This is a genomic window from Coleofasciculus sp. D1-CHI-01 (genome assembly GCF_040218875.1).
Lineage (GTDB): Bacteria > Cyanobacteriota > Cyanobacteriia > Cyanobacteriales > Coleofasciculaceae > Coleofasciculus.
In genome coordinates this window covers 12,692-36,567 of sequence record NZ_JAVJQP010000096.1, presented here as the reverse complement: position 1 = coordinate 36,567, position 23,876 = coordinate 12,692, and the positions used below count along the sequence as shown (strand labels likewise).

24 protein-coding genes and 2 pseudogenes are annotated in these 23,876 nt (G+C 46.1%); 19 read left to right on the top strand and 7 right to left on the bottom strand.

Annotated elements, in window-relative coordinates:
• The first annotated feature begins 170 nt into the window (after window positions 1-170).
• From RIB93_RS17930 to RIB93_RS17890, 9 genes and pseudogenes are all read left to right on the top strand, one after another.
• The gene (locus RIB93_RS17930) at window positions 171-383 is read left to right on the top strand and encodes a helix-turn-helix domain-containing protein (protein ID WP_446336892.1); all 213 of its coding nucleotides are present in this window, start codon (window positions 171-173) and stop codon (window positions 381-383) included.
• Between the two features lie 378 nt (window positions 384-761).
• Window positions 762-1,037, top strand: a complete 276-nt coding sequence (locus tag RIB93_RS17925; RefSeq protein WP_446374146.1) for a hypothetical protein — start codon at window positions 762-764, stop codon at window positions 1,035-1,037.
• Window positions 1,038-1,046: 9 nt separating this feature from the next.
• Window positions 1,047-1,484 (top strand): serine/threonine protein kinase, encoded by a 438-nt coding sequence (locus RIB93_RS17920; RefSeq protein ID WP_446374144.1) that lies wholly within the window; start codon window positions 1,047-1,049, stop codon window positions 1,482-1,484.
• A gap of 36 nt (window positions 1,485-1,520) precedes the next feature.
• Window positions 1,521-1,787 carry a hypothetical protein gene (locus RIB93_RS17915; protein WP_446374142.1) on the top strand — a complete coding sequence of 89 codons (267 nt, stop codon included), beginning with the start codon at window positions 1,521-1,523 and terminating at the stop codon, window positions 1,785-1,787.
• A 28-nt stretch (window positions 1,788-1,815) separates the two neighbouring features.
• Window positions 1,816-3,327, top strand: a complete 1,512-nt coding sequence (locus tag RIB93_RS17910; RefSeq protein WP_446374140.1) for a serine/threonine protein kinase — start codon at window positions 1,816-1,818, stop codon at window positions 3,325-3,327.
• Between the two features lie 57 nt (window positions 3,328-3,384).
• A pseudogene (locus tag RIB93_RS17905) lies at window positions 3,385-3,720 on the top strand (Uma2 family endonuclease); the annotation flags it as partial.
• 554 nt (window positions 3,721-4,274) lie between these two features.
• The gene (locus tag RIB93_RS17900; RefSeq protein ID WP_446374138.1) at window positions 4,275-4,724 is read left to right on the top strand and encodes a dual specificity protein phosphatase family protein; all 450 of its coding nucleotides are present in this window, start codon (window positions 4,275-4,277) and stop codon (window positions 4,722-4,724) included.
• A gap of 387 nt (window positions 4,725-5,111) precedes the next feature.
• Entirely contained in the window at window positions 5,112-6,206 is a 1,095-nt protein-coding gene (locus RIB93_RS17895) for a DUF362 domain-containing protein (RefSeq protein ID WP_446374136.1), read from the top strand.
• A 120-nt stretch (window positions 6,207-6,326) separates the two neighbouring features.
• Window positions 6,327-7,352 (top strand): SMP-30/gluconolactonase/LRE family protein, encoded by a 1,026-nt coding sequence (locus tag RIB93_RS17890; RefSeq protein WP_446374135.1) that lies wholly within the window; start codon window positions 6,327-6,329, stop codon window positions 7,350-7,352.
• 306 nt (window positions 7,353-7,658) lie between these two features.
• Here the strand turns inward: RIB93_RS17890 and RIB93_RS17885 are convergent, their stop codons facing one another.
• On the bottom strand, window positions 7,659-8,129 hold the full coding sequence (locus RIB93_RS17885; protein WP_446374133.1) for a hypothetical protein: 471 nt from the start codon (window positions 8,127-8,129) through the stop codon (window positions 7,659-7,661).
• A 140-nt stretch (window positions 8,130-8,269) separates the two neighbouring features.
• On the opposite strand from RIB93_RS17885, the gene RIB93_RS17880 reads away from it, so the two are divergent.
• Together RIB93_RS17880 and RIB93_RS17875 are read left to right on the top strand one after the other, a co-directional pair.
• Window positions 8,270-8,482: a helix-turn-helix domain-containing protein gene (locus RIB93_RS17880; RefSeq protein ID WP_446374181.1), complete on the top strand. Its 213-nt coding sequence runs from the start codon at window positions 8,270-8,272 to the stop codon at window positions 8,480-8,482.
• Between the two features lie 140 nt (window positions 8,483-8,622).
• Window positions 8,623-8,964: a hypothetical protein gene (locus tag RIB93_RS17875; protein WP_446374131.1), complete on the top strand. Its 342-nt coding sequence runs from the start codon at window positions 8,623-8,625 to the stop codon at window positions 8,962-8,964.
• On the opposite strand, the gene RIB93_RS17870 is transcribed toward RIB93_RS17875, so the two are convergent.
• The 3 genes from RIB93_RS17870 to RIB93_RS17860 form a co-directional block, all read right to left on the bottom strand.
• A complete protein-coding gene (locus tag RIB93_RS17870; protein ID WP_446374129.1) occupies window positions 8,957-9,109 on the bottom strand; it encodes a DUF3226 domain-containing protein in 153 nt (50 codons plus the stop codon). The two genes, RIB93_RS17875 and RIB93_RS17870, sit on opposite strands and share 8 nt — an antisense overlap.
• Window positions 9,109-10,200 (bottom strand): AAA family ATPase, encoded by a 1,092-nt coding sequence (locus RIB93_RS17865; protein WP_446374127.1) that lies wholly within the window; start codon window positions 10,198-10,200, stop codon window positions 9,109-9,111. Before RIB93_RS17865 ends, RIB93_RS17870 begins: the two co-directional genes overlap by 1 nt.
• 138 nt (window positions 10,201-10,338) lie before the next feature.
• Window positions 10,339-10,809 (bottom strand): hypothetical protein, encoded by a 471-nt coding sequence (locus tag RIB93_RS17860; RefSeq protein ID WP_446374126.1) that lies wholly within the window; start codon window positions 10,807-10,809, stop codon window positions 10,339-10,341.
• Between the two features lie 142 nt (window positions 10,810-10,951).
• Here RIB93_RS17860 and RIB93_RS17855 point away from each other — a divergent pair, with 142 nt between their 5' ends.
• Window positions 10,952-11,164, top strand: a complete 213-nt coding sequence (locus RIB93_RS17855; protein ID WP_446340786.1) for a helix-turn-helix domain-containing protein — start codon at window positions 10,952-10,954, stop codon at window positions 11,162-11,164.
• Between the two features lie 210 nt (window positions 11,165-11,374).
• The gene (locus RIB93_RS17850; protein WP_446342930.1) at window positions 11,375-11,587 is read left to right on the top strand and encodes a helix-turn-helix domain-containing protein; all 213 of its coding nucleotides are present in this window, start codon (window positions 11,375-11,377) and stop codon (window positions 11,585-11,587) included.
• Between the two features lie 579 nt (window positions 11,588-12,166).
• Here RIB93_RS17850 and psaB read toward each other — a convergent pair.
• A complete protein-coding gene (psaB, locus tag RIB93_RS17845; protein WP_446374124.1) occupies window positions 12,167-14,395 on the bottom strand; it encodes a photosystem I core protein PsaB in 2,229 nt (742 codons plus the stop codon).
• A gap of 169 nt (window positions 14,396-14,564) precedes the next feature.
• On the bottom strand, window positions 14,565-16,820 hold the full coding sequence (gene psaA, locus RIB93_RS17840) for a photosystem I core protein PsaA (protein WP_446374122.1): 2,256 nt from the start codon (window positions 16,818-16,820) through the stop codon (window positions 14,565-14,567).
• Between the two features lie 491 nt (window positions 16,821-17,311).
• Here psaA and RIB93_RS17835 point away from each other — a divergent pair, with 491 nt between their 5' ends.
• The 5 genes and pseudogenes from RIB93_RS17835 (at window position 17,312) to RIB93_RS17815 (ending at window position 22,755) form a co-directional block, all read left to right on the top strand.
• Window positions 17,312-19,420 (top strand): hypothetical protein, encoded by a 2,109-nt coding sequence (locus RIB93_RS17835; protein WP_446374120.1) that lies wholly within the window; start codon window positions 17,312-17,314, stop codon window positions 19,418-19,420.
• 296 nt (window positions 19,421-19,716) lie between these two features.
• On the top strand, window positions 19,717-19,863 hold the full coding sequence (locus RIB93_RS17830) for a hypothetical protein (RefSeq protein ID WP_446374118.1): 147 nt from the start codon (window positions 19,717-19,719) through the stop codon (window positions 19,861-19,863).
• A pseudogene (locus tag RIB93_RS17825) lies at window positions 19,824-20,750 on the top strand (NHL repeat-containing protein); the annotation flags it as partial. The gene RIB93_RS17830 and the pseudogene RIB93_RS17825, both read left to right, overlap by 40 nt.
• 60 nt (window positions 20,751-20,810) lie before the next feature.
• The gene (locus RIB93_RS17820; RefSeq protein WP_446374116.1) at window positions 20,811-21,245 is read left to right on the top strand and encodes a helix-turn-helix domain-containing protein; all 435 of its coding nucleotides are present in this window, start codon (window positions 20,811-20,813) and stop codon (window positions 21,243-21,245) included.
• A 205-nt stretch (window positions 21,246-21,450) separates the two neighbouring features.
• Window positions 21,451-22,755, top strand: a complete 1,305-nt coding sequence (locus tag RIB93_RS17815; RefSeq protein WP_446374114.1) for a hypothetical protein — start codon at window positions 21,451-21,453, stop codon at window positions 22,753-22,755.
• A gap of 362 nt (window positions 22,756-23,117) precedes the next feature.
• On the opposite strand, the gene RIB93_RS17810 is transcribed toward RIB93_RS17815, so the two are convergent.
• Window positions 23,118-23,336, bottom strand: a complete 219-nt coding sequence (locus tag RIB93_RS17810) for a UPF0175 family protein (RefSeq protein ID WP_446374179.1) — start codon at window positions 23,334-23,336, stop codon at window positions 23,118-23,120.
• Window positions 23,337-23,507: 171 nt separating this feature from the next.
• Between RIB93_RS17810 and RIB93_RS17805 the strand changes: the two genes are divergently transcribed.
• The gene (locus tag RIB93_RS17805) at window positions 23,508-23,747 is read left to right on the top strand and encodes a hypothetical protein (RefSeq protein WP_446374112.1); all 240 of its coding nucleotides are present in this window, start codon (window positions 23,508-23,510) and stop codon (window positions 23,745-23,747) included.
• Window positions 23,748-23,876 lie beyond the last annotated feature (129 nt).

Here is a 23,876-nt window from a genome sequence, read left to right as displayed (position 1 = left end):
TGTACTTTTACACCACATTGAACTGTACCACGCCTAATTGTCTACGACAATGCAATTGGAGACAATTAAGTGACATAAAATTAAGTTTTGTATCATTTTAGGGAGAGCGATCGCTTTTATCTGAAGACTCTCTGAGTAAACGATAAAATCTTATCTCTTGTCAAGAGTGTATGGGCTTAGTCAGGTTGCGAATTCGAGAGTTTGCACAAGAAAAAGGATGGACGATCAAAGAAGTCTCTGATCGCTCTGGGTTAGTTTACAGCACAGTTAGACATTATGCCCGTTCACCAGGACTGGCTATGATAGACTATACGGCTATTCATAAGTTGGCTCGCACTTTTGATGTGATGGTTGAGGATTTGGTTGAGATTTTAGAGGAGTAGAATTAAGCAAATCGTAATCATTTCTGATATTACTGAATAGCTGACTGGAATCTTGCACTGAACCTTTAATCGTTCTCTACACCTGTATGTTTTCGGGTTTCAGTTGTGTTTTAGGTAGTGAGCAAGATAGGTAGTGAACAAGATAGGTAGCGAGCAAGATGCTCAATGTAGCGAGCAAGATGCTCAATGTAGCGAGCAAGATGCTCAATGTAGCGAGCAAGATGCTCGCACTACTACGGCAAGGATCTCGCAATTCTTGACATTATGGTTTAAATGCCGAACAGCTTAGCTTCCCTGACTAAGGGCGCACGTCGGTGCGCCCCTACAGTCTCCGATATACTGTGTCAAAATTAACCTAAGTTTTGAGAATGGCAAACCATGGTTTGGGCGACAGGGGATGCGCTTTATAACGGTAAGTACATCTTAGAGAGACAACTGGGACAAGGGCGTTTGGGGATTACCTATCTGGTAAAGGATGGAGATGATTGTCGCTGGGTGATCAAAACCTTGAATGATGCACTCCTCAATTCCCTCACCCCAAAAGAACAAAACCGACTGGAAAGTAAGTTTTGCCAGGAAGCGGTAAAACTCAGAGGGTGTAATCATCCTCATATTGTCAAAGTCCGAGATCTTTTTAAAGAGGGGAAACGGTAGTGCATTGTCATGGATTATGTGGATGGGATGAGTTTAGCCTACCGCGCCCAGAAAATGCTCCCCGAAGCCGAAGCCCTCAATTATATTCAGCAAATTGGTGAGGCGCTGATTGAGGTGCATGGGAATGGTTTGATTCATCGGGATGTGAAACCGGGTAATATTATTGTCCATGTTCGTGATGGAAAAGCGGAAGCGGTTTTAATTGATTTCGATTTAGCGCTGGAGTTTGACTGTGAGGTGACTTCAGTACGGACAAAAGAAGCCTCAGACGGGTTTGCGCCAATGGAACTCTATTCCCGACTGGCTGAGAAACCGGGAGAATATACGGATGTTTATTCGTTGGCGGCGACATTGTATGAACTGTTAACGGGACAAAAACCTGTGAGTGCGATTAAGCGCAAGCTAGATCGAGAGCGTTTAGTCCCACCAAAAGAGTATAACGATTAGATTAGCGATCGCACAAATCGGCTGATTCTCCAGGGTATGGGATTAGAACCGAAGCAGCGCCCCCAGTCGATGCGAGAATGGTTAGATTCCCTGGGGTTGATTAGTGAAGCCTCTCCCCCTGCACCTACGCCACCGCCTGCTAAGAGAGGATTAACCTTAGAGCAAAAACTTGCGATCGCGGGATTGATTGTAGCGGTGCTAAGTGTAATTGTGGCATTCTTGGGACCCTTGTCAGACTGGATGGATCGATTAAAACCTCAGTCATCCCCGTCTCCTACTCCATCATCGACGATTTCGCCATAGACAATTCTAGAATTATCTTAAAATAGCCATGGTTTGGGCAACAGGGCAACAATTACAAGGCGGTAAATATGTGATTCAAGGAGTTCTGGGACAAGGTGGTTTCGGGATCACTTATAAGGCGCGGCACGTATCCCTCAATCATGATGTTGTGATTAAAACGCCTAACGAGTATCTGCAATACGAGCCAGATTATCACAAGTATGTGGCTCGATTTATAGAAGAAGCACAGATATTAGCCCGACTATCCAGAGATCCGCATCCCTCTATTGTCGGAGTGCATGACTTGTTCCAAGAAGGAGCAATTTACTGCTTAGTGATGAATTTTGTGGAGGGGAAAAATTTGTTTGAGTTAGTTAGGCGCAGAGGAGCGATACCCGAAACTGAAGCGGTGAGATATATTCGCCAAATTGGGGAAGCTTTGGCTGTAGTGCATCAGGTGGGGTTGACTCATCGAGATGCTCATCCAGGAAATATTCTATTGCGGCAAAATCGCAGAGCGGTTTTAATTGATTTTGGTATTGCTAAGGAACTGATTCCCTCGACATACACGTCAACAGGAGCAGTTGGTAATAAGGGATTTGCGCCTTATGAGCAGTTACACCGGGGAAGTCGGGAGCCAAATGTCGATGTTTATTGTTTAGCGGCAACGCTGTATTATACACTGACAGGTCAATGTCCTACTAAGGGATTGGATCGCAAGCTTTATCAGGAACCCTTGATTCCACCTCGGCGAATTGTTCCAGGGATTAGTACGCAGGTGAATCAGGCAATTCTCAAAGGGATGGCGTTGGAGCCAAAAAAACGTCCACAGTCGATGCAGGCTTGGTTGAAGTTGCTGGAAGATCCAAGAGTAGTAACTCCGCCTCCAGCACCTTCAGTTCACAGGCAAGAGGTTGTTCGTCCTTCAACTATTTATACTTCTAGGCAACCTTTTAGAACAGCAAGCACTCGAAAAGCCAGAACTATTCCATGGGTTAGGCTAACGGTAATAGCAGGATGCTACCTAGTGATAGGCTTTTTCTTGGTTAAGGTTGGGGCTGGGACTATGGCTGTGGCTGGGGCTGGGGCTGTGGCTGGGGTGATGGCTGTGGTTTTCGCTGTGACTGGGGCTGTGGCTGGGGCTGTGGCTGGGCCTTGGGCTGCGGTTATGGTTGGGGCTGTGACTGGGGCTGGTGGGGCTTTGCTTGTGGCTTTGGATGGGGCTATGACTAGGCCTTGGGCTGCGGTTATGCTTGGGGCTTTGCTTGGGGTTGGGGCTGGTGTGGCTGTAGCTGCGGGTGAGGGTGAGGATGGGACTGGGGCTTGGGCGGCTTGCACTGGGGCTGGGGCTATGGCTGGGACTGTGGCTGGGGCTATGGCTGCGGTTATGGCTGCGGTTATGCTTGGGGCTTTGCTTGGGGCTGGGGCTGGGGCTGGGGCTATGGCTGCGGCTGGAGACAAGTTACAAGAATCCTTCAGCAAGTTTCACACCTTTCTAATTTTGCTGGGAACATCTTGGTTAGGACTTGGATTAGGATGGCTTTTGGGTTCGATATTCTAGTGAGAAACTCAGCCGTTAAGACTAAGATACAGTTAGAGCTGTTATCCCCAGGTTCCGATGAGTTCTACAGCTAACCCACCAACCTTTCCAAAAACCCTACCTGACCATACTCAATTACCAGAATCTGATGGTACATTTGGGAACAACTTTCAGGAGCATCCCCAAAGCATTCTTTTAACTGATTCCATCACATCTGTACTGCAACAATATCATCCAGATGGGCAATATTGTATTGGTCAAGATTGCGGGATTTACTGGCGTTTGACTGACCCACCGGAAAAAGGAGCCGAAGCACCGGACTGGTTTTATGTCCCCAATGTACCGCCTACGTTAAATGGTCAAATACGGCGGTCTTATGTATTGTGGCAAGAATTAATTCCACCCCTGATTGTTTCTGATGTTTCGTAGCATTTCACCCTCATCCCCTAACCCCTTCTCCCACCCCCCTCGTTCCCCCCTACAAGAGGGGGGATGACAGAGGATGCTTCGCTTTTGTTTCATGGGAGAAGGGGAACCGGAGTAATTAATGATAAAAAATGTAGTCAGATAAACCTTGGATATACAGCGTCTTTTACAGTGCTTTTCACGTTTATGAAATACAAAATTGTATCGGCTTGCTTTTGGGCGCAATCATTGTTTGTATGTAGTCTATAGGACTTACGCAAAGACTCTATGTGTAGGGTGTGTTAGCGAAGCGTAACGCACCTTTGCCCCTGTAAGTTCGTGAGTTACAGTATTTTTCCCTAATCAATTAGTATCACTATGTAGGTGTACTTCATTTACCTGAAATCTGCTGTAACACCTTTCTTGCTCCCCTCTACCCTGAGTGGGAGAGGGGCTGGGGGTGAGGGGTTTCAGCCTTAAATTGATACCAATAAGCATTGCAGTGTCCCTACAATACGTGGATTAAGCTAGACCTATCGTTGAAATTCCAAGACAAGAAGAAAATGTATTATATTAGACCGTGGTTATACGTTGGTAACTATAGAGACAGTCTAAATTATGACTTACTCCAGCATCACCAAATTGGTGCAATGTTACACCTGGCTGAAAATGTACAACAGCCTAATATTGTCTCCCGTTATATTTCCGTTGAAGATGGTCAACCGCTGCCTTTTGAACAGCTAAAAACAGGTGTTGATTTTGTTCGCCAGGAAAAAGCCAAGAGTCAAACTGTGCTAATTGTTTGTGGTGCAGGGATAAGTCGTTCCAGTTTATTTGCTGTAGCCACCTTAAAAGAAGAAGAAAATCTGAGTTTGCTGGATGCATTTCGACAAGTCCAGATGAAACATCCACAGGCAAATCCCCATCCAAACCTGTGGAAATCATTATGTGAGTATTACAATGAAACTATTTCGTACAAGACCATTTTGAAACTGATTTTGCAAGCCAAGTAAAACCTAATTCCCTAGCCCCCTTCCCTTTTCGATCCCCCTTCCGTCCCCCTTCAAAAAGGGGAGACCAAAGGATGCTTCGCTTTTTTTGCACGGGAGAAGGGGAACCGGAGTAATTAATAATAAAAAATGTAGCCAGATAAACCTTGGATATACAGCATCTTGTAAGTTCGTGAGTTACAGTATTTTTCCCTAATCAATTAGTATCACTATGTAGGTGTACTTCATTTACCTGCAATTTGCTGTAACACCTTTCTTGCTCCCCTCTCCCCTGAGTGGGAGAGGGGCTGGGGGTGAGGGGTTTACTGATTTAAAATGGTACAAGATATTAATAGGTTTTAGCACTGAGCCGATTTAATTCAGAACTGTTGTTTTTGAACTCAAGCCACCATGCAACCCAATCACTCCACTCGCAAATACAAACGACGCCGCGTTCTGCGTTTAGCCGCACTCGCTGCGGGGACATCAATTCTACCTACAGCTTGCAGAACCGAGAATTCCACCTCGCCAACACCTGATGCAGCCGTTGATGCAACCGTTCCCACCACCACAGCCACCCCTATCGCCCAGTCTCCATCGGGTAATGTGAGTAAAGTGGTTTTGGTGCGTACTGATGACCGAGTGGCTGGAACTCAAAAAGCACTGGATTTGCTACAACCGGAAGGACTTTCCGATCGCACTGTATTCCTTAAGCCTAACTATAACACCGGAGATCCGGCTCCAGCCGCCACGGATACTCAACTCCTAGAGAAGCTGGTGCAAGAGTTACAGACTGCTGGAAGCCAAGGAATTACGATAGGCGATCGCTCCGGAATGGCAAATACTCGTCAAGCCATGGAACAAAAACAGGTGTTTCAATTAGCAGATCGCTATGGCTTGGAAACAATTGTTTTTGATGAGATGGATGCCGATCAATGGCAGTATATTTCTGCCGAGGGAACCCATTGGCAAAAAGGGTTTGCCTTTGCTCGTCCAATTTTAGATGCAGGCGCAATTGTGAATACCTGTTGCTTGAAAACTCATCGTTTTGGCGGTCATTTTACCCTATCGCTGAAAAATTCAGTGGGAATGGTTGCCAAATATGTGCCTGGGGATTCGTTTAATTATATGCAGGATTTACATTCTTCCCCTCACCAACGAGTCATGATTGCTGAGATTAACCAAGCCTACAAACCAGCGCTGATTCTATTAGATGGGGTAGACGCTTTTGTCAATGGGGGACCCGCGTCTGGAAAGAAGGTAAAAGCCGAGGTAATGCTGGCGGGAACCGATCGCGTAGCCGTTGATGCTGTCGCCATTGCCATCTTGCGATCGCTTGGCACCACTGACGCTGTTTCTGAGGGTTCAATTTGGCAGTTAGAGCAAATTCAACGAGCCGTAGAACTCGGATTGGGGGCTAGCAGTGCTGAACAAATTGAACTGGTAACGGCGGATAGCGCTAGCCAAACCATGGCTGATCAAATCCGTCAACTCTTAACGATTTAGCATTCACAACAATCTTCGCCTATTATCAGAAACTTGTGCAGCCGGACAACTTAGAGTTCTAGGATGATGCCTCTCCCCACCACAAGACTTATTCAGCAGCCCCTAATTAATGCTATTGACATGAAAAACCCAATCTTTCGAGTTACTCTATACAGCCTTGTTTTTACGTTTTTAACTATTGCGCCCAGCAACGGTGTTACTGAAGCCAGAAACGATTTAGGGTTTGGATGTTCAAGGTCTCGAACAAACTCCAGCCTAACTACAGCACAATCGAGTAATCAGGGTAACCAGAATAGTCTAGAAGTGATTCTAGATGACAATATCCAAGTCGAAAAAGTGGCGGGAGACTTTCGGTTTACAGAAGGACCCATCTGGCATCCAAACGGCTTCTTACTCTTTAGTGATATTCCGGCTAATACTATCTATCAATGGACACCGAATCAAAAAACAGAGATATTTCGTCGTCCTTCGGGCAACGCTAATGCTAATACTCTAGACCAGGAAGGGCGTTTGATCAGTGCTGAACATAGTAATCACCGCCTATCCCGTACTGAACAAGATGGCACAATTGTTACGCTGGTAAATCAGTTCCAGGGAAAGCGACTCAACAGTCCCAATGATCTAGTCGTCAAATCGGATGGAAGTATCTACTTTACTGACCCCCCCTATGGCATTAAATCTGAGCAAGAGGAACTGGGATTCTATGGTGTCTATCGGTTGACACCGGATGGGAAATTGACGTTGTTAGTGAAAGATTTTGTGGGTCCGAATGGCATTGCCCTTTCACCGGATGAGGAAAAACTATATGTGAATGATTCGGAAAAAGGTCACATTCGTGTCTTCGATGTGAAATCCGATGGTACTTTGGAAAATGGGCAGCTATTTGCCGAATTAAAAGACCCTAGTACAAAGGGTGTACCCGATGGCATGAAGGTAGACCAAGAAGGGAATGTTTACAGTACTGGACCAGGAGGCGTATGGATTTTCTCACCCTCAGGTAATCTATTAGGCAGGATTGAAGTTCCTGAACTTGCTACCAATCTAGCTTGGGGTGATGACGATTACAAAACTCTCTACATTACTACCAGTAATAGCCTTTACCGTATCCGCCTCAAAATTCCAGGCGTGCCACCAGGCAAAATATAGGGTGGCGAATCAACTTAGGATTTGGTGCTGAGAGCCAAATAGCCAGCTAGCAAAGGCACATTACATCATGTTAGGTTGTGTTGAGAGTCTATCCTACCTGTTAGCACAAAAACCTAGATGATATGCACCTAACTCAAACTTATACCAAACAGAGCAGAAAGCACTAAATCCAGATTGCTAGGAATGGCGTATGTATTGATATCTTTGTGAACTATTTTTTCTTGACGCTGAAAAATACCAAATTTCCAGGTGTCCCCTTATTCAAGGGTCTGGTTTTCCTCTAGTTGAGCTAGAGTTAGCGCTGCGTCAAAAGTGACGCCACCAATATTGTTCTAGCTGGTAGGCTTGGCGCAGGTGTTGTAAGGCGGCTGTTGAGAGCAATCCTTTCACCAGAGCAACAAATTGTCCCCACGCTAGCAATTGCGACTCACTCTTGGCTCGGTTGAACTGATATCTATAGAATATTGTCCAAAACTCTGGGGCAATTTGAGATTTCCAGCGCTTGCGCCAGCGAACCATGTCTTGAGGGGTAGGGGGTTCGGCTTCCAGGATGGGTGGAAAGTCGGCATAGCTGACAAATCGGCTCAAACCTTTACCGTGAATGTAAACGATATGTTGCCAGCATTCAATGCGATAAATCTCGTCAGGAGAGCGGTTAAACAGCAAGGCGACTGTCTCGACGGTGACAAATCGTGCCAAGGGGTGAGGGGTGGAGGATTTGTAATTGAGTTTTGAGGCTTCAAAAGTGGGCGTTTTTGTGGTATGTGTTGATAACATAGTAATTGATTCCCATGCAATGGTAAGTCATTCCCTTGTAGTGGGGTGTTTGGGCGATCGCTCCGCAGTTTTCCAGGCTAGAGGGCGATCGCTTTTTCCGGTAAACTTATTAAATGACGGTATGCAACCACTTGTCAAGTATGGGGCGAGTCAGGCTTAGAGTTCGAGAATTTTCACAAGAGAAGGGTTGGACACTCAAGGAAGTATCTGAGCGTTCCGGCGTCATTTACAGCACCGTGAGACATTATGCTCGTTGTCCTGGAATGTCAAAGATTGACTTTATTTCTGTTCAGAAGCTAGCTCGCACCTTTGATGTGATGGTTGAGGATATGGTTGAGATTGTGGAAGAGTAGACGTAAGCCAAGCGCCATAATTAAAGCAACGCTATAACCAGTTAAGATAGTCAAGATAACGAATCATAAGTTAACCTTAGAAATTTATGAATTAATTAAACGTTACAATTAACAGTATTTAGCCACAGCCCAGTAAGACTATGACAACGCAGCGAGTAACAATTGAGCTACCTGAACCCGTCTTCCGCCAATTAGCTCGCATTGCTCAAGCAACGCAACAGTCGGTGGAAGTGTTAGCGGCTCAAAGCGTGGTGAGTAACCTGCCTCCTTCTGTAGAAAACGCTCCTCTAGAATTACAGCCAGAATTGTTAAAAATGCAAACTTTTAGTATAGAGGAGTTGCTCGCGATCGCGGGTTACAAAACCTTAGTTCCTACCAATTTGGAAAAAGCTTCAAACTTAGCCGTTGCCAACCTCTACTGGTATTTCTACGTCAGAGATGAATCAGAAGAAGAGACAGAACAAAATGTCAAAACTACGTGACATTTGTCATTTCTGTCCCTTTTTCTTCCGCTACTTCTACAGAAAATGTTTCTGGCAACTGATATTGATTACACAAAGCCCAGATTACATGGCGATCATTTTTTCCTTCAACCAATAGCTGATGAGGTTTTGGTTTTTTTGGCATCAGCGCACCTCAATACTTTGACGCACAGCAACACCCAATTTTTCAGAATCATATTCAACTGGACGTATATCTTCACCCTTACGACTCAATCGAAACAATTTGCCCACTGATGGATCATCTAATTCATCCAACGCTTCTTGAAACGCACAAATGCAGTCCCAACTATGAGTTGTCGCAAAAACTTGTATGTTTAATTCATGAGCGACTTTTAGTATAAATCTCCACATATCAGTTTGAGCTTCATAATATAGACCCGTTTCAATTTCGTCTATCAGCAATACACCATTTTCAACTGTCACGGCTGCCATTGCTAAGTTTAAAATGCGTCGCATTCCTTCCCCCATGCTACTGAGAGGAATTGGATATTCTTCTTGACTACGCTTACACAAAATGCCACTGTTGAAGTTTGGCTTGTTTGTAAAACTAATTCGTTCTATATTTTTATCTAATATTTTCAAGGCGTTTATTACCTGATCTTCTTTTGGTGTGAGCGTAATATCATTCCACATATCAGATATATTCTGATTGTTTAAATTATTAGTTGGGATAAACAAATTTTTATTTATGAATTTGTCTTCTAGCTTCGATGAACCAGAATATTGATTGGAAAATCTAGAAAATGCCAGCAATCTATACTCGATTAAATCATCCGAATATACAGGAACATTATATGTTACTTCTTTTGAGTTTAATCGAACAAGCAATTCAAAGGGAGTTATAAGTTTACCGGTCTCTGCTTTTTTTGTAATGATTTCAACTTGTAAGTTATTATCTTGGGTTGAACTAAAACGGATTGTTGAATTTAAGCTCGGTGCATGACCGTAAAATAGATGGCTAATTTGATAGTAAGATGAAGGATGTGGGGGTTCACCGGGTCGGCTAAAAATGGAGCGCTCAATCAGTTCACCTCGGTTATAGAGTAAATATCCTAAACACTGAGGATTACCTTGATTAACGAATAGATACACAGCTTCCAGTAATGTGGTTTTTCCACAATTATTCATACCCACGAGTAAATTAACTCGCGCTAACCCGTCGATATGAAAGTTATTGAAGCAGCGATAATTTTGTATAGTGAGATCACGTAACATAAACTCTTAGCTAAAGGAGCAGTGATTATTTCTTATCTTAGAGGCTAATCGTCACTGTGGTCATAGCTGGGTGATGATGAGCGATCGCACGTTAATCTGTCATTGTCTCGTTCTCCTGAGTTGAGCCAGATTCAGTCGTCAAAAGTGACGCCACCAATATTGTTCTAGCTGGTAGGCTTGGCGCAGGTGTTGTAAGGCGGCTGTTGAGAGTAATCCTTTCACCAGAGCAACAAATTGTCCCCAGGCTAGCAATTGTGACTCACTCGTCGCTCGGTTGAACTGATATCTATAGAATATTGTCCAAAACTCAGGGGCAATTTGAGATTTCCAGCGCTTGCGCCAACGCACCATATCTTGAGGGGTAGGAGGTTCGGCTTCTAGGATGGGTGGAAAGTCGGCATAGCTGACAAATCGGCTCAACCCTTTACCATGAACATAAACGATATGCTGCCAGCATTCAATGCGATAAATCTCGTCAGGAGAGCGGTTAAACAGCAAGGCGACGGTTTCAACGGTGACGAATCGTGCTAGAGGGTGACGGGTAGATGACTTGTAATTTAGTTTTGAGGCTTCAAAGGTGGGCGTTTTTGTGGTATGTGTTGATAACATAGTAATTGATTCCCATGCAATGGTAAGTCATTCCCTTGTAGTGGGGTGGAAAGGGCGATCGCTCTTAAGTTTGCGAGACTGGGAGAGCGATCGCTTTTTCCGATTCTCTCATTAAACGATGCAACTGCATCACTTGTCAAGGATGGGGTTAGTTAGGCTAAAGATTCGAGAACTTGCACAAGAGAAGGGATGGACGTTGAAGGAAGTGTCCGATCGTTCCGGAGTCATTTACAGTACGGTGAGAAGTTATGCCCGTCGTCCTGGAATGTCAATGGTCGATTATACTGCCCTCTATAAGTTGGCTCGAACCTTTGATGTGATGATTGAGGACTTGGTTGAGATTTTGGAGGAGTAGTGGCTCAACTTTCCCCAAGCTAGCAATCGTGATTCAGTTGTAGATCCGTTGACAAGGATGGGCGTTTTTGGGATAAGTGTTGATAACATAAAAGATATTTCCCATTCAATTGGGACATTGGCGCGATCGCTCTTAGGTTTGCTAGACTCGGGGAGCGATCGCTTTATATATCAGAATTATCATAAGGTGTAATTGCACCGATAGTCAAGTATGGGTTTAGTCAGGCTGAAAATTCGTGAATTGGCGGCGGAGAAAGGCTGGACGCTCAAGGAGGTTGCTGACCGTTCTGGCGTGATGTACAACACGGTCAAAAGCTATGCTCGCCGTTCTGAGTTGTCAATGGTAGACTTTACCGCGATTTATAAGTTGGCTCGAACCTTTGATGTGATGATTGAGGATGTGGTTGAGATTTTGGAGGAGTAACACCAATTGGCTTTAAATGTGACACAGAAGGAAAAAGTGGATTTGTAGGGGCGGGCACTTGAATAAAATTGGTCATAATTTTGAACATTAAAGCCCAGTTCACGACATTTATCAATTAGGTCATTTCTCGATTCATCAGACAACCAGCGCATTTTCAAGATATTTATAATTACCTGATAAAATTTGTCAATTGTATCCTTTTGTTCCCAGTCCATAGACCTGTAGTAATCTTCGACAAGGGATCGACGTGGATAACTAGAAGAATAATCTTGTCTTTGAAAATCTCCTTGCACAAAGATTTCATCTATCTGTTTTAAAACAAAATTATCTACACAAAATTCTCTGACTTCAATACTTAAAGCTTTCAGAAGTGGATTCATGCCTTATCCAGAAAATTTACCAGGACTTACGCAGCTACTACCACAATGGCAAAGGTGCGTTACGCTACCCTTCGGGAACGCTTCGCGAACGCTAACACACCCTACAGAGACTTTGCTTAAGTCCTATTTACCTAATGCTACAAAAATCCCCCACCCGAAGGCAGGGGATTTATTTAATTACCTACAAGGCTTCAGATCGTTAACCGAACTTACCCGCAGTCGAGGCAATCACAAACGCCGCGTAGGTTAAAACATACCCCACCGTAAAGTGAGCTAAACCAACCACACGAGCTTGAACGATGGACAGAGCAACCGGCTTGTCCTTCCAACGAACCAAGTTCGCCAGAGGCGTGCGCTCGTGCGCCCAAACCAACGTTTCAATCAGTTCTTGCCAGTAACCACGCCAGCTAATCAGGAACATGAAGCCAGTCGCCCAGATTAGGTGTCCTAAGAGGAACATCCAAGCCCAAACCGACAGGTTATTGGTTCCAAACGGGTTGTACCCGTTAATTAGCTGAGAGGAGTTCAGCCAGAGGTAGTCGCGTAGCCAACCCATCAGATAGGTTGAGTTCTGATTAAATGTAGCTACGTTGCCTTGCCAGATGCCCAGATGCTTCCAGTGCCAGTAGAAGGTTACCCAACCAATGGTATTCAGCATCCAGAACATTGCTAGATAGAAAGCATCCCAAGCGGAGATATCGCATGTGCCGCCACGACCGGGACCATCGCAGGGGAAGCTGTAGCCGAAGTCTTTTTTATCGGGCATCAGCTTAGAACCACGGGCATCCAACGCACCTTTGACCAGAATCAAAGTGGTGGTATGCAGACCGAGTGCGATCGCGTGGTGAACTAAGAAGTCACCAGGACCAATGGTCAGGAACAAGGAGTTACCGCCATCGTTAATCGCATCTAACCAACCAGGTAACCAAACGTTCCCGTAGTTGGGCCAAGCCGTGGTCGCAATGCTATCTGGATTAGATAGCAGCGCATCGAACCCATAGAGCAGCTTACCGTGAGCCGCTTGAATCCATTGAGCGAAAACTGGCTCAATTAGAATTTGCTTCTCAGGAGTTCCAAATGCCACAACGACATCGTTGTGAACATAGAGACCTAAGGTGTGGAATCCGAGGAACAAGGAAACCCAGCTCAAGTGAGAGATGATCGCTTCTTTGTGATCCAATACCCGTGCCAACACATTGTTCTTATTCGCTTCCGGGTCGTAGTCTCGCACCAGGAAGATTGCTCCGTGGGCGAAAGCACCAACCATTAAGAAGCCCGCAATGTATTGGTGGTGAGTGTACAACGCTGCCTGCGTGGTGTAATCCCGCGCCATAAATGCATAAGGCGGCAAGGAATACATGTGTTGCGCCACCAGCGAGGTCACTACCCCTAAGCAAGCCAAGTGCCAGCCTAACTGGAAGTGCAGCGAGTTGTTATAGGTGTCGTAGATTCCTTTGTGACCTTCACCCAAAATGCCACCAAACGGGGTTCCCGGTGGGGGATTGTGCGCTGCCATGATGTCTTTCATGCTGTGGCCAATACCGAAGTTTGTCCGGTACATGTGACCCGCAATGATAAACAATACAGCGATCGCTAGATGGTGATGAGCAATGTCACTCAGCCACAGGGATTCAGTCTGAGGATGGAACCCACCTAAGAAGGTAAGAATCGCAGAGCCAGCACCTTCGGACGTACCAAAGATATGGTTTGCTGTATCTGGATTCTGGGCATAAACTCCCCAGTTCCCCGTGAAAAACGGAGCTAAACCCGCTGGGTGTGGCTTGACGGACAGGAAGTTATCCCAACCCACATGCTGTCCCCGAGCTTCGGGAATCGCAACGTGAACCAGGTGACCTGTCCAAGCTAAGGAACTCACCCCAAACAAACCCGCTAAGTGGTGGTTTAGGCGAGACTCAGCATTTTTAAACCAAGCCAAGCTGGGACGGAACTTGGGTTGTAAGTGCAGCCAACCTGCAAACAGGAAGACGGCGGATAGCACCAGGAGGAACAATGCCCCTTGATACAGATCCCCATTTGTCCGCATCCCTACGGTGTACCACCAGTGATACACCCCAGAATAAGCAATATCAACAGGGTTAGACGCACCGGCTTGGGTAAAGGCATCAACAGCCGGTTGACCGAATTGAGGGTCCCAAATCGCGTGGGCGATCGGACGGACGTTGAGCGGATCTTTAATCCACTGTTCAAAGTTGCCTTGCCAGGCGACGTGGAACAGACTGCCAGAGGTCCACAGGAAAATGATTGCAAGATGACCAAAGTGAGAGGCGAAAATCTTCTGATAAAGATTTTCCTCCGTCATGCCATCATGGCTCTCAAAGTCATGGGCGGTGGCAATTCCGTACCAGATTCGACGTGTTGTCGGATCTTGAGCGAGATCCTGGCTAAATTTCGGAAATTTTGTTGCCATCTGTCTTTCGTTAGGAAATCCTACAGAGACTTATGCTTTTGCTGCTCGTTTTTTGCTGCTCGTTTTCTGTCTTTTTTGACCCCCTGGAACCGAAGTTCCAGTTTGGGATGGGGTCGAGACAGGCAAGACCTGGTGTCTTGCTTTATAGTGGTATCGATTCAAACAGTCGTCACCCGACTGCTAGGATTCGTGCCAGGAAGAATGCCCAAGTGGTGACAATTCCTCCTAGGAGGTAGTGGGCTACCCCCACAGCCCGACCCTGAACAATGCTCAGAGCGCGAGGCTGAATCGCTGGCGCCACTTTCAATTTATTATGCGCCCAGACAATGGATTCGATCAGCTCTTGCCAGTAGCCGCGACCACTGAACAGGAACATCAAACTGAATGCCCAGACAAAGTGAGCGCCTAAGAACAGGATGCCATAGGCTGACAACGCTGTGCCGTAGGAGTTAATCACCTGAGAGGCTTGCGCCCACAGGAAGTCACGCAACCAACCGTTAATCGTAATTGCGCTGGCGGCAAAGTTACCGCCCGTGATATGAGACACGGTACCGTCGGACGCCACCGTTCCCCAAACATCGGACTGCATCTTCCAGCTAAAGTGGAAAATCACAATCGAGATGCAGTTATACATCCAGAACAGACCGAGGAAGACGTGATCCCAAGCTGATACTTGGCAAGTACCACCCCGACCTGGACCATCGCAGGGGAAGCGGAAACCCAGGGATGATTTGTCCGGAATCAAACGAGAGTTCCGGGCATATAGCACACCTTTGAGCAGAATCAGTGCGGTGACATGAATCTGGAAGGCGTGAATATGGTGGATCATAAAGTCCGCCGTTCCCAAGGTGATGGGCATCATTGCCACTTTGCCACCGACCGCGACCATGCCACCGCCAAAGGCGTAGCTGACGGGTTCTAGGGCATTAGGAGCGGTTCCGCCGGGAGCCAGGGTATGCAAATGTTGCACCCACTGGGCAAAAATCGGTTGGAGTTGAATCCCCGTATCCGAGAACATATCTTGAGGACGACCAAAAGCCCGCATCGTGTCGTTGTGAACGTACAGACCGAAGCTATGGAAGCCCAGGAAGATACAAACCCAGTTCAGGTGAGAAATAATCGCATCGCGGTGACGAAGTACCCGATCTAACAGGTTATCCACATGAATATTGGGATCGTAGTCCCGCACCATGAAGATTGCCGCGTGAGCAGCACCCCCAACGATACAGAAGGCACCAATCCACATGTGGTGGGTGAAGATGGACAATTGCGTACCATAATCGGTGGCTAAGTACGGATACGGAGGCATCGCGTACATGTGATGCGCCACGATAATGGTCAGCGAACCGAGCAGCGCTAAGTTCCAGGACAGTTGAGCATGCCAGGAGGTGGTGAAGATCTCATACATCCCTTTGTGGCCTTGACCAGTGAAGGGACCTTTATGAGCTTCCAGAACTTCCTTAAAGCTATGACCAATTCCCCAGTTCGTCCGGTAGAAGTGACCTGCGATGATAAACAGAACCGCGATCGCTAAGTGGTGATGCGCGGTGTCTGAGAGCCACAATCCACCTGTGGTTGGGTTTAACCCACCTTTAAAGGTAAGGAAGTCAGAATACGCCCCCCAGTTCAGGGTGAAGAACGGCTTCAACCCTTGCTCGAAACTGGGATACAACTCTGCCATTAAGCTCTTATTCAGGATGAACTCATGGGGGAGAGGAATATCCTCAGGAGCTACCCCAGCATCCAGTAGCTTGTTGATCGGCAAAGAGACGTGAATCTGGTGACCCGCCCAACCTAATGAGCCACAACCTAACAATCCAGCTAAGTGGTGGTTCATTGTGGACTCTACATTCTGGAACCATTCCAACTTTGGCGCCCGCTTGTGGTAGTGGAACCAGCCAGCAAACAGCATTAGGGCTGCCATGACTAGACCACCAATGGCGGTGCAGTACAGTTGGAATTCATTAGTGATTCCAGATGCACGCCAGATTTGGAAGAATCCTGACGTGATTTGAATGCCGTGGAACCCGCCACCGACATCCGCATTTAAAATGTCTTGACCCACGATGGGCCAGACAACTTGAGCACTTGGCTTAATATGAATTGGATCAGTAAGCCAAGCTTCGTAGTTGGAAAACCGAGCGCCATGGAAATACATGCCGCTCAACCAGACAAAAATAACCGCTAGGTGACCGAAGTGAGCGCTAAAGATTTTGCGCGATACATCTTCTAGGTCACTGGTATGACTATCGAAATCATGAGCGTTCGCGTGAAGGTTCCAAATCCAAGTGGTGGTTTTTGGTCCCTTGGCTAGGGTACGGTCGAAATGTCCCGGTTTAGACCACTTCTCAAATGAAGTAGGAACGGGATCTTTATCAACTGTTACCTTTGCCTTCGTGTCCCGCTCAGGAGGGCTGATTGTCATCAGGAGTCTCCTCTCTATACAAGGAACGAGAAATATCCAAAAGGAAGTTTGCTTTTTTATCAATTTAGCGGAAAGTACCGCTTTTGGCGTAACTTTCCTGGAAAAATGATATCCCCTTTCAAATTCAGGGGATGCTCTTTTGATGATGATAGGTCTGCTAGAGGCAGTCTTGGGCTGCACTTAACAAAAATTCAAATTTCAGCAAATCAAGGTCTACTTTGGGTTTTGATTTGAGCAAACTCCCAAAAAAGTCAAGAGTGTGATCGATAAAATTTACAAAACTAAACAATAGATGGGTTTAATCTCAGATTGGTCATTTGTCCTACTCGCTTCCCGATAAGCAAGCTACGGCATTTGTCATTCTGTCGATGCACAAACCTATTTACCCTACTCCCCCAGCTCCCCCAGCTCTCCCAGCTCCCCTGCCCCTCCAGAGGAGCCATTGTTCGCTATAGTTCCTAATGAGCAGAATTAGTTGAGGAGATGGTGTGTTGGCTAAGAATCTCTGGTGGAAAACAGTAAGAGCAATTTGTTCAGTCGTACTGGTAGTAGTACTGATGGTGGGACTGGTGGCATGTGGCAATCGCACCGAAACCTTACCCCCCATTGAAGAGGATGCCCCACCGCCAACCAAACCAGTGGCACAACTCTCAGAAGTCGCCCCACCCCCAGTGATTCAGCAATTGAACCGCCGCTTAGAAAGCTATCAGCCTCAAGTCACCATCTTGAGTCCCACTCCGGATCAGATTCTCCAAGACACCACCGTCTCCGTAAAATTCCAGGTGCAGGACTTACCCCTGTTCAAAAACCCAGAATTAAACATGGGTCCTCATCTCAACGTAATTCTTGACAATCAGTCTAATATTCCGGTTTACAACGTCGATAAACCCCTAATCCTGGAAGACTTATCCCCCGGAACCCACACCCTACGAGTTTTCGCCGCTCGTCCTTGGCATGAAAGCTTTAAAAATGAAGGAGCCTACGCTCAAACCACATTTCACGTATTTACCAAAACTGACGATAATAATCCGGTAGCCAACCTACCGCTTTTAACCTACAACCATCCCCTAGGCAGCTATGGTGCTGAACCCATCTTGCTCGACTACTACCTGACAAATGCTCCCCTGCACCTTGTCGCCCAAGAAAACCCAGAAGACGAGATTGTCGATTGGCAAATTCGCGTCACCATCAATGGTGAAAGTTTTACCCTTGATCGCTGGCAGCCCGTTTATCTCAACGGTTTTAAACCCGGTAAAAACTGGGTGCAGGTAGAGTTTCTGGATGAGCAAGGAAATCCGGTTAAAAACGCCTACAATAACACAGCGCGGCTCGTTCGTTATCAGCCAGGGGGCAATGATACCCTATCCCAGTTAATGCGGAACGAGCTTTCTATTGAAGTTGCCCGTAGCATTATCGATTCCAACTATAAAGTTCAAGCCACACCAACACCCACGCCAGAAGTAATCCCGACACCCGCACCTGAACCGACTCCATCGCCTACAGTCGAGCCAACACCGATACCTTCCGTGTCTCCCACTCCTGTTGAAGAAGAACCAACGGTTGAACCAGAGATACCCGAAGAAATTCCCACCCCTGAACCCGAAACACCTGTTCAAGAAAAACCAATACCTGAAACCAAAACAGGGGAAGACTCTCCCACAGTCGTAGAACCTGCTACGCCCGATGAAACCTTCCCCTCAGCCAAAGACTTGGAAACTCCTGAAGCCACACCCACAGACAAATCCCCCACCCGTGGCTTTTTCAATCGCTTCTATCAAACCATCCGGGAACGATTCCAAAAACCCAAAGTGTCTCCTACCCCATCCCCTGAACAACCAGAAGAACTAGAAGCACCGTCACCTGAACCTGAGGTTTTGCCAGAGGAAACCGAGTCGCCGCAAGAACCGCAAGCAGACACAGAACCTGTCACTCCAGCCCAAGAAACTCCTGAGGAAGCTTTGGATATCGTGACTGAGGAAACCGAATCTCAGCCAAAACCTGAAGCATCTACACCCCTCAATAAAACCCAAACATCGCCAGAGGAACCGCAAGCAGAGACAAAACCAGTAACTCCAGACCAAAAAACTCCTGAGGAAGCCTCAGATATCGTGACTGAGGAAACCAAATCTCAGTCAGAACCCGAAGCATCTACACCCCTCGATAAAACCAAAACATCGCCACAGGAACCGCAAGCAGACACAGAACCTGTCACTCCAGACCAAAAAACTCCTGATAAAACATCGGATATCGTGACTGAGGAAACCAAATCTCAGCCAGAACCCGAAGCATCTACATCCTTGGATAAAACTCGAACATCCCCAGAGGAACCGCAAGCAGAAACAGAACCTGTAACTTCAGCCCCAAAAACTCCCCCACAGCCATCTGAAGTGATTCCAGAGGACACGAAATCGAACCCAGAGACAACCCAAACTGTCCCAGAAGAGGCGACAGAAAAATCAGTAACTCCCGATAAACCATTACCGCCGGAATCCCCTGAATCGGAAGAAGACACGCCAACTCCCTCGCCAACACCAACAATTAAGCCTGTGGTTCCTGACGCTGACTTGCCACCAACCTTACCCGAACTGATTGAAAAATAATGCAAATAACTGGCTTCCCCATGGAACAAAAAGCGAAGTATCCTTTGGCTTCCCCGTGCAAAAAAGTGAAGCATCCTCTAGCTTCCCCATGGAACAAAAAGCTCCCGCATCCTCTAGCTTCCCCATGGAACAAAAGCGAAGCATCCTCTGGCTTCCCCCTTTTGAAGGGGGACGGGAGGGGGATCTGTAAGGCGATAGGTAGATCATATCTGTTGCGAATACTGGGAAAAACGGTACTAAGGTGAACGGTGGGTTAGGATCTCAGCAGTAAGCAATCAACAATCACTGAGAATCGCATGACATCACGGGTTCGAGCGCCAGAACTTCCCCAAGACGGCATCTGGTTCAATACTAATCACCCGCTTTCGATGAGGAGTTTAAAAGGGCGAGTGGTGATTCTCGACTATTTATTGCTGACTCGGGTCATCATCGGATTGTGGTGAGTACGTTGGCAGGTGAGGTATTAAATATTATTGGTACAGGTGAACCAGGATTAACTGATGGAACGTTTGCCGAAGCCCAATTTTTTACGCCTCAAGGTATCACACTAGATCCCAAAAACCAACGTCTTTACGTAGCGGATACGCAAAATCATTGCCTGCGATGCATTCATCTTGAAACTAAGCAAGTTGAAACCATTGCGGGTACTGGAGAGCAAAGTCGCCAGATTCAACCCCATAGTGGTTTAGGGTTACAAACAGCATTGAATTCACCGTGGGATATCGAAAAAATTGATAATCGCCTGCTGATTGCCATGGCGGGTTCCCATCAGATCTGGGAAATGCAGCTTGAAACGGGTGAGATTGGCACATACACGGGGACAGGTGCAGAAGCTTGCTTAGATGGGTCACTTAATGAAGCCGCCTTTGCTCAACCCAGTGGGATTACCAGCGATGGACGAGAACTTTACGTGGCTGATAGTGAAGTCAGTTCGATTCGGGGAGTGGGTCTAATTAATAATTTACCCGTGCGGACAATTTGTGGCAGTGGTGAACTGTTTGAGTTTGGCGATAAAGATGGTCACAAGTCAGAGGTACGACTCCAGCACTGTTTAGGGGTGGAATATACGCAAAATTACCTCTGGGTAGCGGATACTTATAATCACAAAATTAAGCGCGTCGATCCGACTACAGGAAGTTGTCAGACTTTGTTAGGGAACGGAAAAGCGGGACACCGTGACGGTCAGAGTCATGAAGCGGAGTTTGCTGAACCTTCTGGAGTCAGTGCGATCGCGGCTCGTCTCTACATCGCTGATACGAATAATCATGCCATCCGTTGTGTTGATTTGGGTACGTTAGAGGTGACCACTTTAAACTTGAGCGGGTATTAGGGCTGTTGCTTTTTTACTTAACTTTTTGTTCACCATTTATCTAGGATTACTGTATAGATAATGACACTCTCTACGGAAAAAAACTCCCCAACCATTCCACCAACTGAAGCAGAAGCGAATATTGCTCAAGCGAGTTATCAACTATTAGCATCTTATGTTCAAAACAACGGAAAACCTATCACTATTCAAGTGATGCAAGAAGATGCTACAAGCAAGACTGTGACGATTCCCGCCGCCGCCTTTCATCTGTTAGTTGAGACATTGACACAGATGAGTCAAGGACATGCAGTCAAGGTAACTGCTATTAGAAAAGAACTGGAACTCTATGAGGCGGCTGATATTCTAGGTGTTTCTCGCACTCAGGTTTTGAGTTTGCTGAAATCAGGAGAAATTCCTTACTGGAGAGAGGGAACAGTTTATCGAATGCGTTATCAAGATGTGATGGACTATAAAAATCGCAATGATGCCGAACAGCTTACACCTAATTTATCTTAACTCGGCAGAGGTCTGTGCTGCTGATCAAACGACAACGTAGGACGCTTAAAAATTCACCTAAGTCACCTGATGAGTATCTGGAAAAGCTTATTAATCAAGGATTATCACAGTCTGTTAATCAGTTGAGGGAGATATGTAAAGATTGCAATTTACGTCGAGAGGGATTAAATTGCAATTTAAGATATGACTTATTTTCTTGTCATCTGTGAATCACACTGAAACCAGACAACTAGGCTTCTTTTCCCTGGCGGCTTTGCTAGTATCGGCACATTATGGTTTGGGATTTGTTCTCGGAACCGCCGAAAAAGCCTTAACCTTGGGTTGGGCGGGTAGCCTCTATCCAATTTCTATTGCCCTAGGAACCCTGATACTCCTGGCATTTGCCAGATTCTATTGGCGCTCAATTGAACCAATCTGGACATTACTGGGAAACCGCTATGGACATCCCGTCAAAGTGCTGGTGGGAATGATGTCCTGGTTATCGCTAGTTGGGATTTTTGCGGTGCAAATTATTGCTGGCGCGTTTATCCTCAAAGTCTTGGATTTACCCGTACATCCCAGTATGCTAGCCTTAGCCGTGATCTTTATGCTTTCTTCTCTACTCCCGATTGAGAAAGCAAGTTGGCTATTCCGGGGATTATTGGGATTCAATATCCTGGCATTATTGTACGCGATCGCGAAACTGCACGCTGTTCCCCTCTATTTGCACGCCCCGGTGGATTTTATCCCCGCACTTCACCAGATGAGTCTTCCTTCTTTACTCGGCATTTCCTTATCGACAGTATTGTTGGTGTTAATTGATATGAAATATCACCAATTTGTCGTGCAAGCTAAGGATTTACGTAGCCTCTATCTCGGCTGTGTCTTGGCGGCTATCTTATTTCTGTTTCTGGCATTATTACCGTCTGCTGTAGTTATTGCTACCAAAAATGCCGAAATTTTGCCAGCCAATATTGATGGCAAAGAAATAATTCCTTGGATTTTACTATGGCTGGGTGGAGGCGCTAATCACTTGGGGGGACAGTTGTTGATTTTATCGTTAATTGTACCCGCTTTAGGAGTTGGGAGTAGTATTTTGCGGGTGCAGACGAAGGTGGTTTTAGATTTTGAGTTGATTCCCGATTCTCAACTGAATCGGCTACTCGTTGCCATTATCAATACAGGATTGGGACTAGCTGTCGCGTTAAAGGGTGGTTCAATTATCAGTCTCATTGTCTTGTTTTATGCTGTATATGTGGCAACTGTTTGGGTTCCCTTTGCCGCTTACCTCGTCGCTGAAACCGGACGCTTTACGTTTGCCGCCAGTAGTGTGCGATTGGCATTAATTATTAGTGGTGTATCGGCTGTGGCAATGCTAATATTGAGCTTGATTAAACCGGATGCTGCCTTTTTTAACAGTGCCGAGTTAAGTATTATCATGTTGGGCATTGGGTTTGGGTGTTTGGGGTTAGGCTTAGGTGAGATAATTGAGAAGTATTTGCCTATTTCTCCCATCAAAGAAGAATTGTAAGTCATTTGTCATTTATCATTTGTCATCCGTCATTTGTCATCCGTTTTGATGCATCCCCGCCAGAAAGATGTAGTAGCGTGGCTCATCTAGTTGGATGGATTAGGCTTGTGTGCATAAATTTTAGGGGCGTGTAGGGGCGCAAGGCTTGCGCCCAATTTAGTAAATGTTACCGTAGTTGTACGATGCCAATTCATAAAATTACTCTCCCACCTTTGCCAAAGCCCTATTCATCACCGCATCAGACAAATACATTCCCGTTAGCCTTAACGTTTCCAAAAATCTCAGCACTCAGTACCCGCAACAACTCAAGATACCCAGCCTTACTCAAAAAAATCAGTGGCGAAGTATTAACTACCGTCAAGCTAGGCACACTCTAACTCCTGATCCAAATCATCAAAATATACCCGAAAAACATCAATTTTATGCCGAGCCAAAACTTCCAGAAAATCCCGACGATTTAACCCAGCTATCTGCGCCGCTTTCTCCTGAGACACTTCCCCCTGCTGATACCAAAAAATCGCCGCTGCCAAACGCATCTCCTCCCCAAACTCCTGGGGAGACTTACGCCGTGCCGACAATATTTACTCAGAAAAATTTAGAATAATTTGAACCATTTTATTGGACTCTTGGTATTTTTCATTCTCCCCTTATTGTAGAGTAGTGATGCACCCGACAGGATTAGCGATCGCCTGCGGTAGGTTTCGGGACTGCGATGTAGGATGGGAATTACACTACAATAACCCTGATATCCAATGGTTGAAGTCAAAATGGAAGTTTTTCAACTGACAATTACTGTCAATGCCTCCGGTCATTTAGTCCTTGATATTCCTACACAACTTTCTCCAGGACTCGTAAATATTGTGCTGGTACTCAGTTCATCTGTTGCATCGAAAGTGCAAAACCAGAACTATGATTTTTCGGATTTGTCAGGGCGACTGAATTGGCGAGGAGATGCAGCAGCCATAAAAAGGGCTTTACGAGATGAGTGGTAATCGTTATATACGGAATAAAAAATGGAGCAAGTTTGGTAACGACTGATCGGGAGTTCTCAAAAGTTACGCAGTTGACAGTGACTACTTGGTAGTGAGTCATTGCTGGATCTAAAACTTGATCTAGGTTAC

What these genes read in the sequence shown, in the direction of transcription:
- RIB93_RS17890 (WP_446374135.1), top strand. Translation starts at nt 6,327, where the DNA reads ATGAAAAACCCAATCTTTCGAGTTACTCTATACAGCCTTGTTTTTACG.
- RIB93_RS17880 (WP_446374181.1), top strand. Translation starts at nt 8,270, where the DNA reads ATGGGGCGAGTCAGGCTTAGAGTTCGAGAATTTTCACAAGAGAAGGGT.
- RIB93_RS17910 (WP_446374140.1), top strand. Translation starts at nt 1,816, where the DNA reads ATGGTTTGGGCAACAGGGCAACAATTACAAGGCGGTAAATATGTGATT.
- RIB93_RS17830 (WP_446374118.1), top strand. Translation starts at nt 19,717, where the DNA reads ATGACATCACGGGTTCGAGCGCCAGAACTTCCCCAAGACGGCATCTGG.
- RIB93_RS17870 (WP_446374129.1), bottom strand. Translation starts at nt 9,109, where the DNA reads ATGCCAAAAAAACCAAAACCTCATCAGCTATTGGTTGAAGGAAAAAAT.
- RIB93_RS17915 (WP_446374142.1), top strand. Translation starts at nt 1,521, where the DNA reads ATGGGATTAGAACCGAAGCAGCGCCCCCAGTCGATGCGAGAATGGTTA.
- RIB93_RS17855 (WP_446340786.1), top strand. Translation starts at nt 10,952, where the DNA reads ATGGGGTTAGTTAGGCTAAAGATTCGAGAACTTGCACAAGAGAAGGGA.
- RIB93_RS17860 (WP_446374126.1), bottom strand. Translation starts at nt 10,809, where the DNA reads ATGTTATCAACACATACCACAAAAACGCCCACCTTTGAAGCCTCAAAA.
- RIB93_RS17925 (WP_446374146.1), top strand. Translation starts at nt 762, where the DNA reads ATGGTTTGGGCGACAGGGGATGCGCTTTATAACGGTAAGTACATCTTA.
- RIB93_RS17895 (WP_446374136.1), top strand. Translation starts at nt 5,112, where the DNA reads ATGCAACCCAATCACTCCACTCGCAAATACAAACGACGCCGCGTTCTG.
- psaA (WP_446374122.1), bottom strand. Translation starts at nt 16,820, where the DNA reads ATGACAATCAGCCCTCCTGAGCGGGACACGAAGGCAAAGGTAACAGTT.
- RIB93_RS17850 (WP_446342930.1), top strand. Translation starts at nt 11,375, where the DNA reads ATGGGTTTAGTCAGGCTGAAAATTCGTGAATTGGCGGCGGAGAAAGGC.
- RIB93_RS17865 (WP_446374127.1), bottom strand. Translation starts at nt 10,200, where the DNA reads ATGTTACGTGATCTCACTATACAAAATTATCGCTGCTTCAATAACTTT.
- RIB93_RS17920 (WP_446374144.1), top strand. Translation starts at nt 1,047, where the DNA reads ATGGATTATGTGGATGGGATGAGTTTAGCCTACCGCGCCCAGAAAATG.
- RIB93_RS17885 (WP_446374133.1), bottom strand. Translation starts at nt 8,129, where the DNA reads ATGTTATCAACACATACCACAAAAACGCCCACTTTTGAAGCCTCAAAA.
- RIB93_RS17900 (WP_446374138.1), top strand. Translation starts at nt 4,275, where the DNA reads ATGTATTATATTAGACCGTGGTTATACGTTGGTAACTATAGAGACAGT.
- RIB93_RS17875 (WP_446374131.1), top strand. Translation starts at nt 8,623, where the DNA reads ATGACAACGCAGCGAGTAACAATTGAGCTACCTGAACCCGTCTTCCGC.
- RIB93_RS17820 (WP_446374116.1), top strand. Translation starts at nt 20,811, where the DNA reads ATGACACTCTCTACGGAAAAAAACTCCCCAACCATTCCACCAACTGAA.
- RIB93_RS17805 (WP_446374112.1), top strand. Translation starts at nt 23,508, where the DNA reads ATGGTTGAAGTCAAAATGGAAGTTTTTCAACTGACAATTACTGTCAAT.
- RIB93_RS17930 (WP_446336892.1), top strand. Translation starts at nt 171, where the DNA reads ATGGGCTTAGTCAGGTTGCGAATTCGAGAGTTTGCACAAGAAAAAGGA.
- psaB (WP_446374124.1), bottom strand. Translation starts at nt 14,395, where the DNA reads ATGGCAACAAAATTTCCGAAATTTAGCCAGGATCTCGCTCAAGATCCG.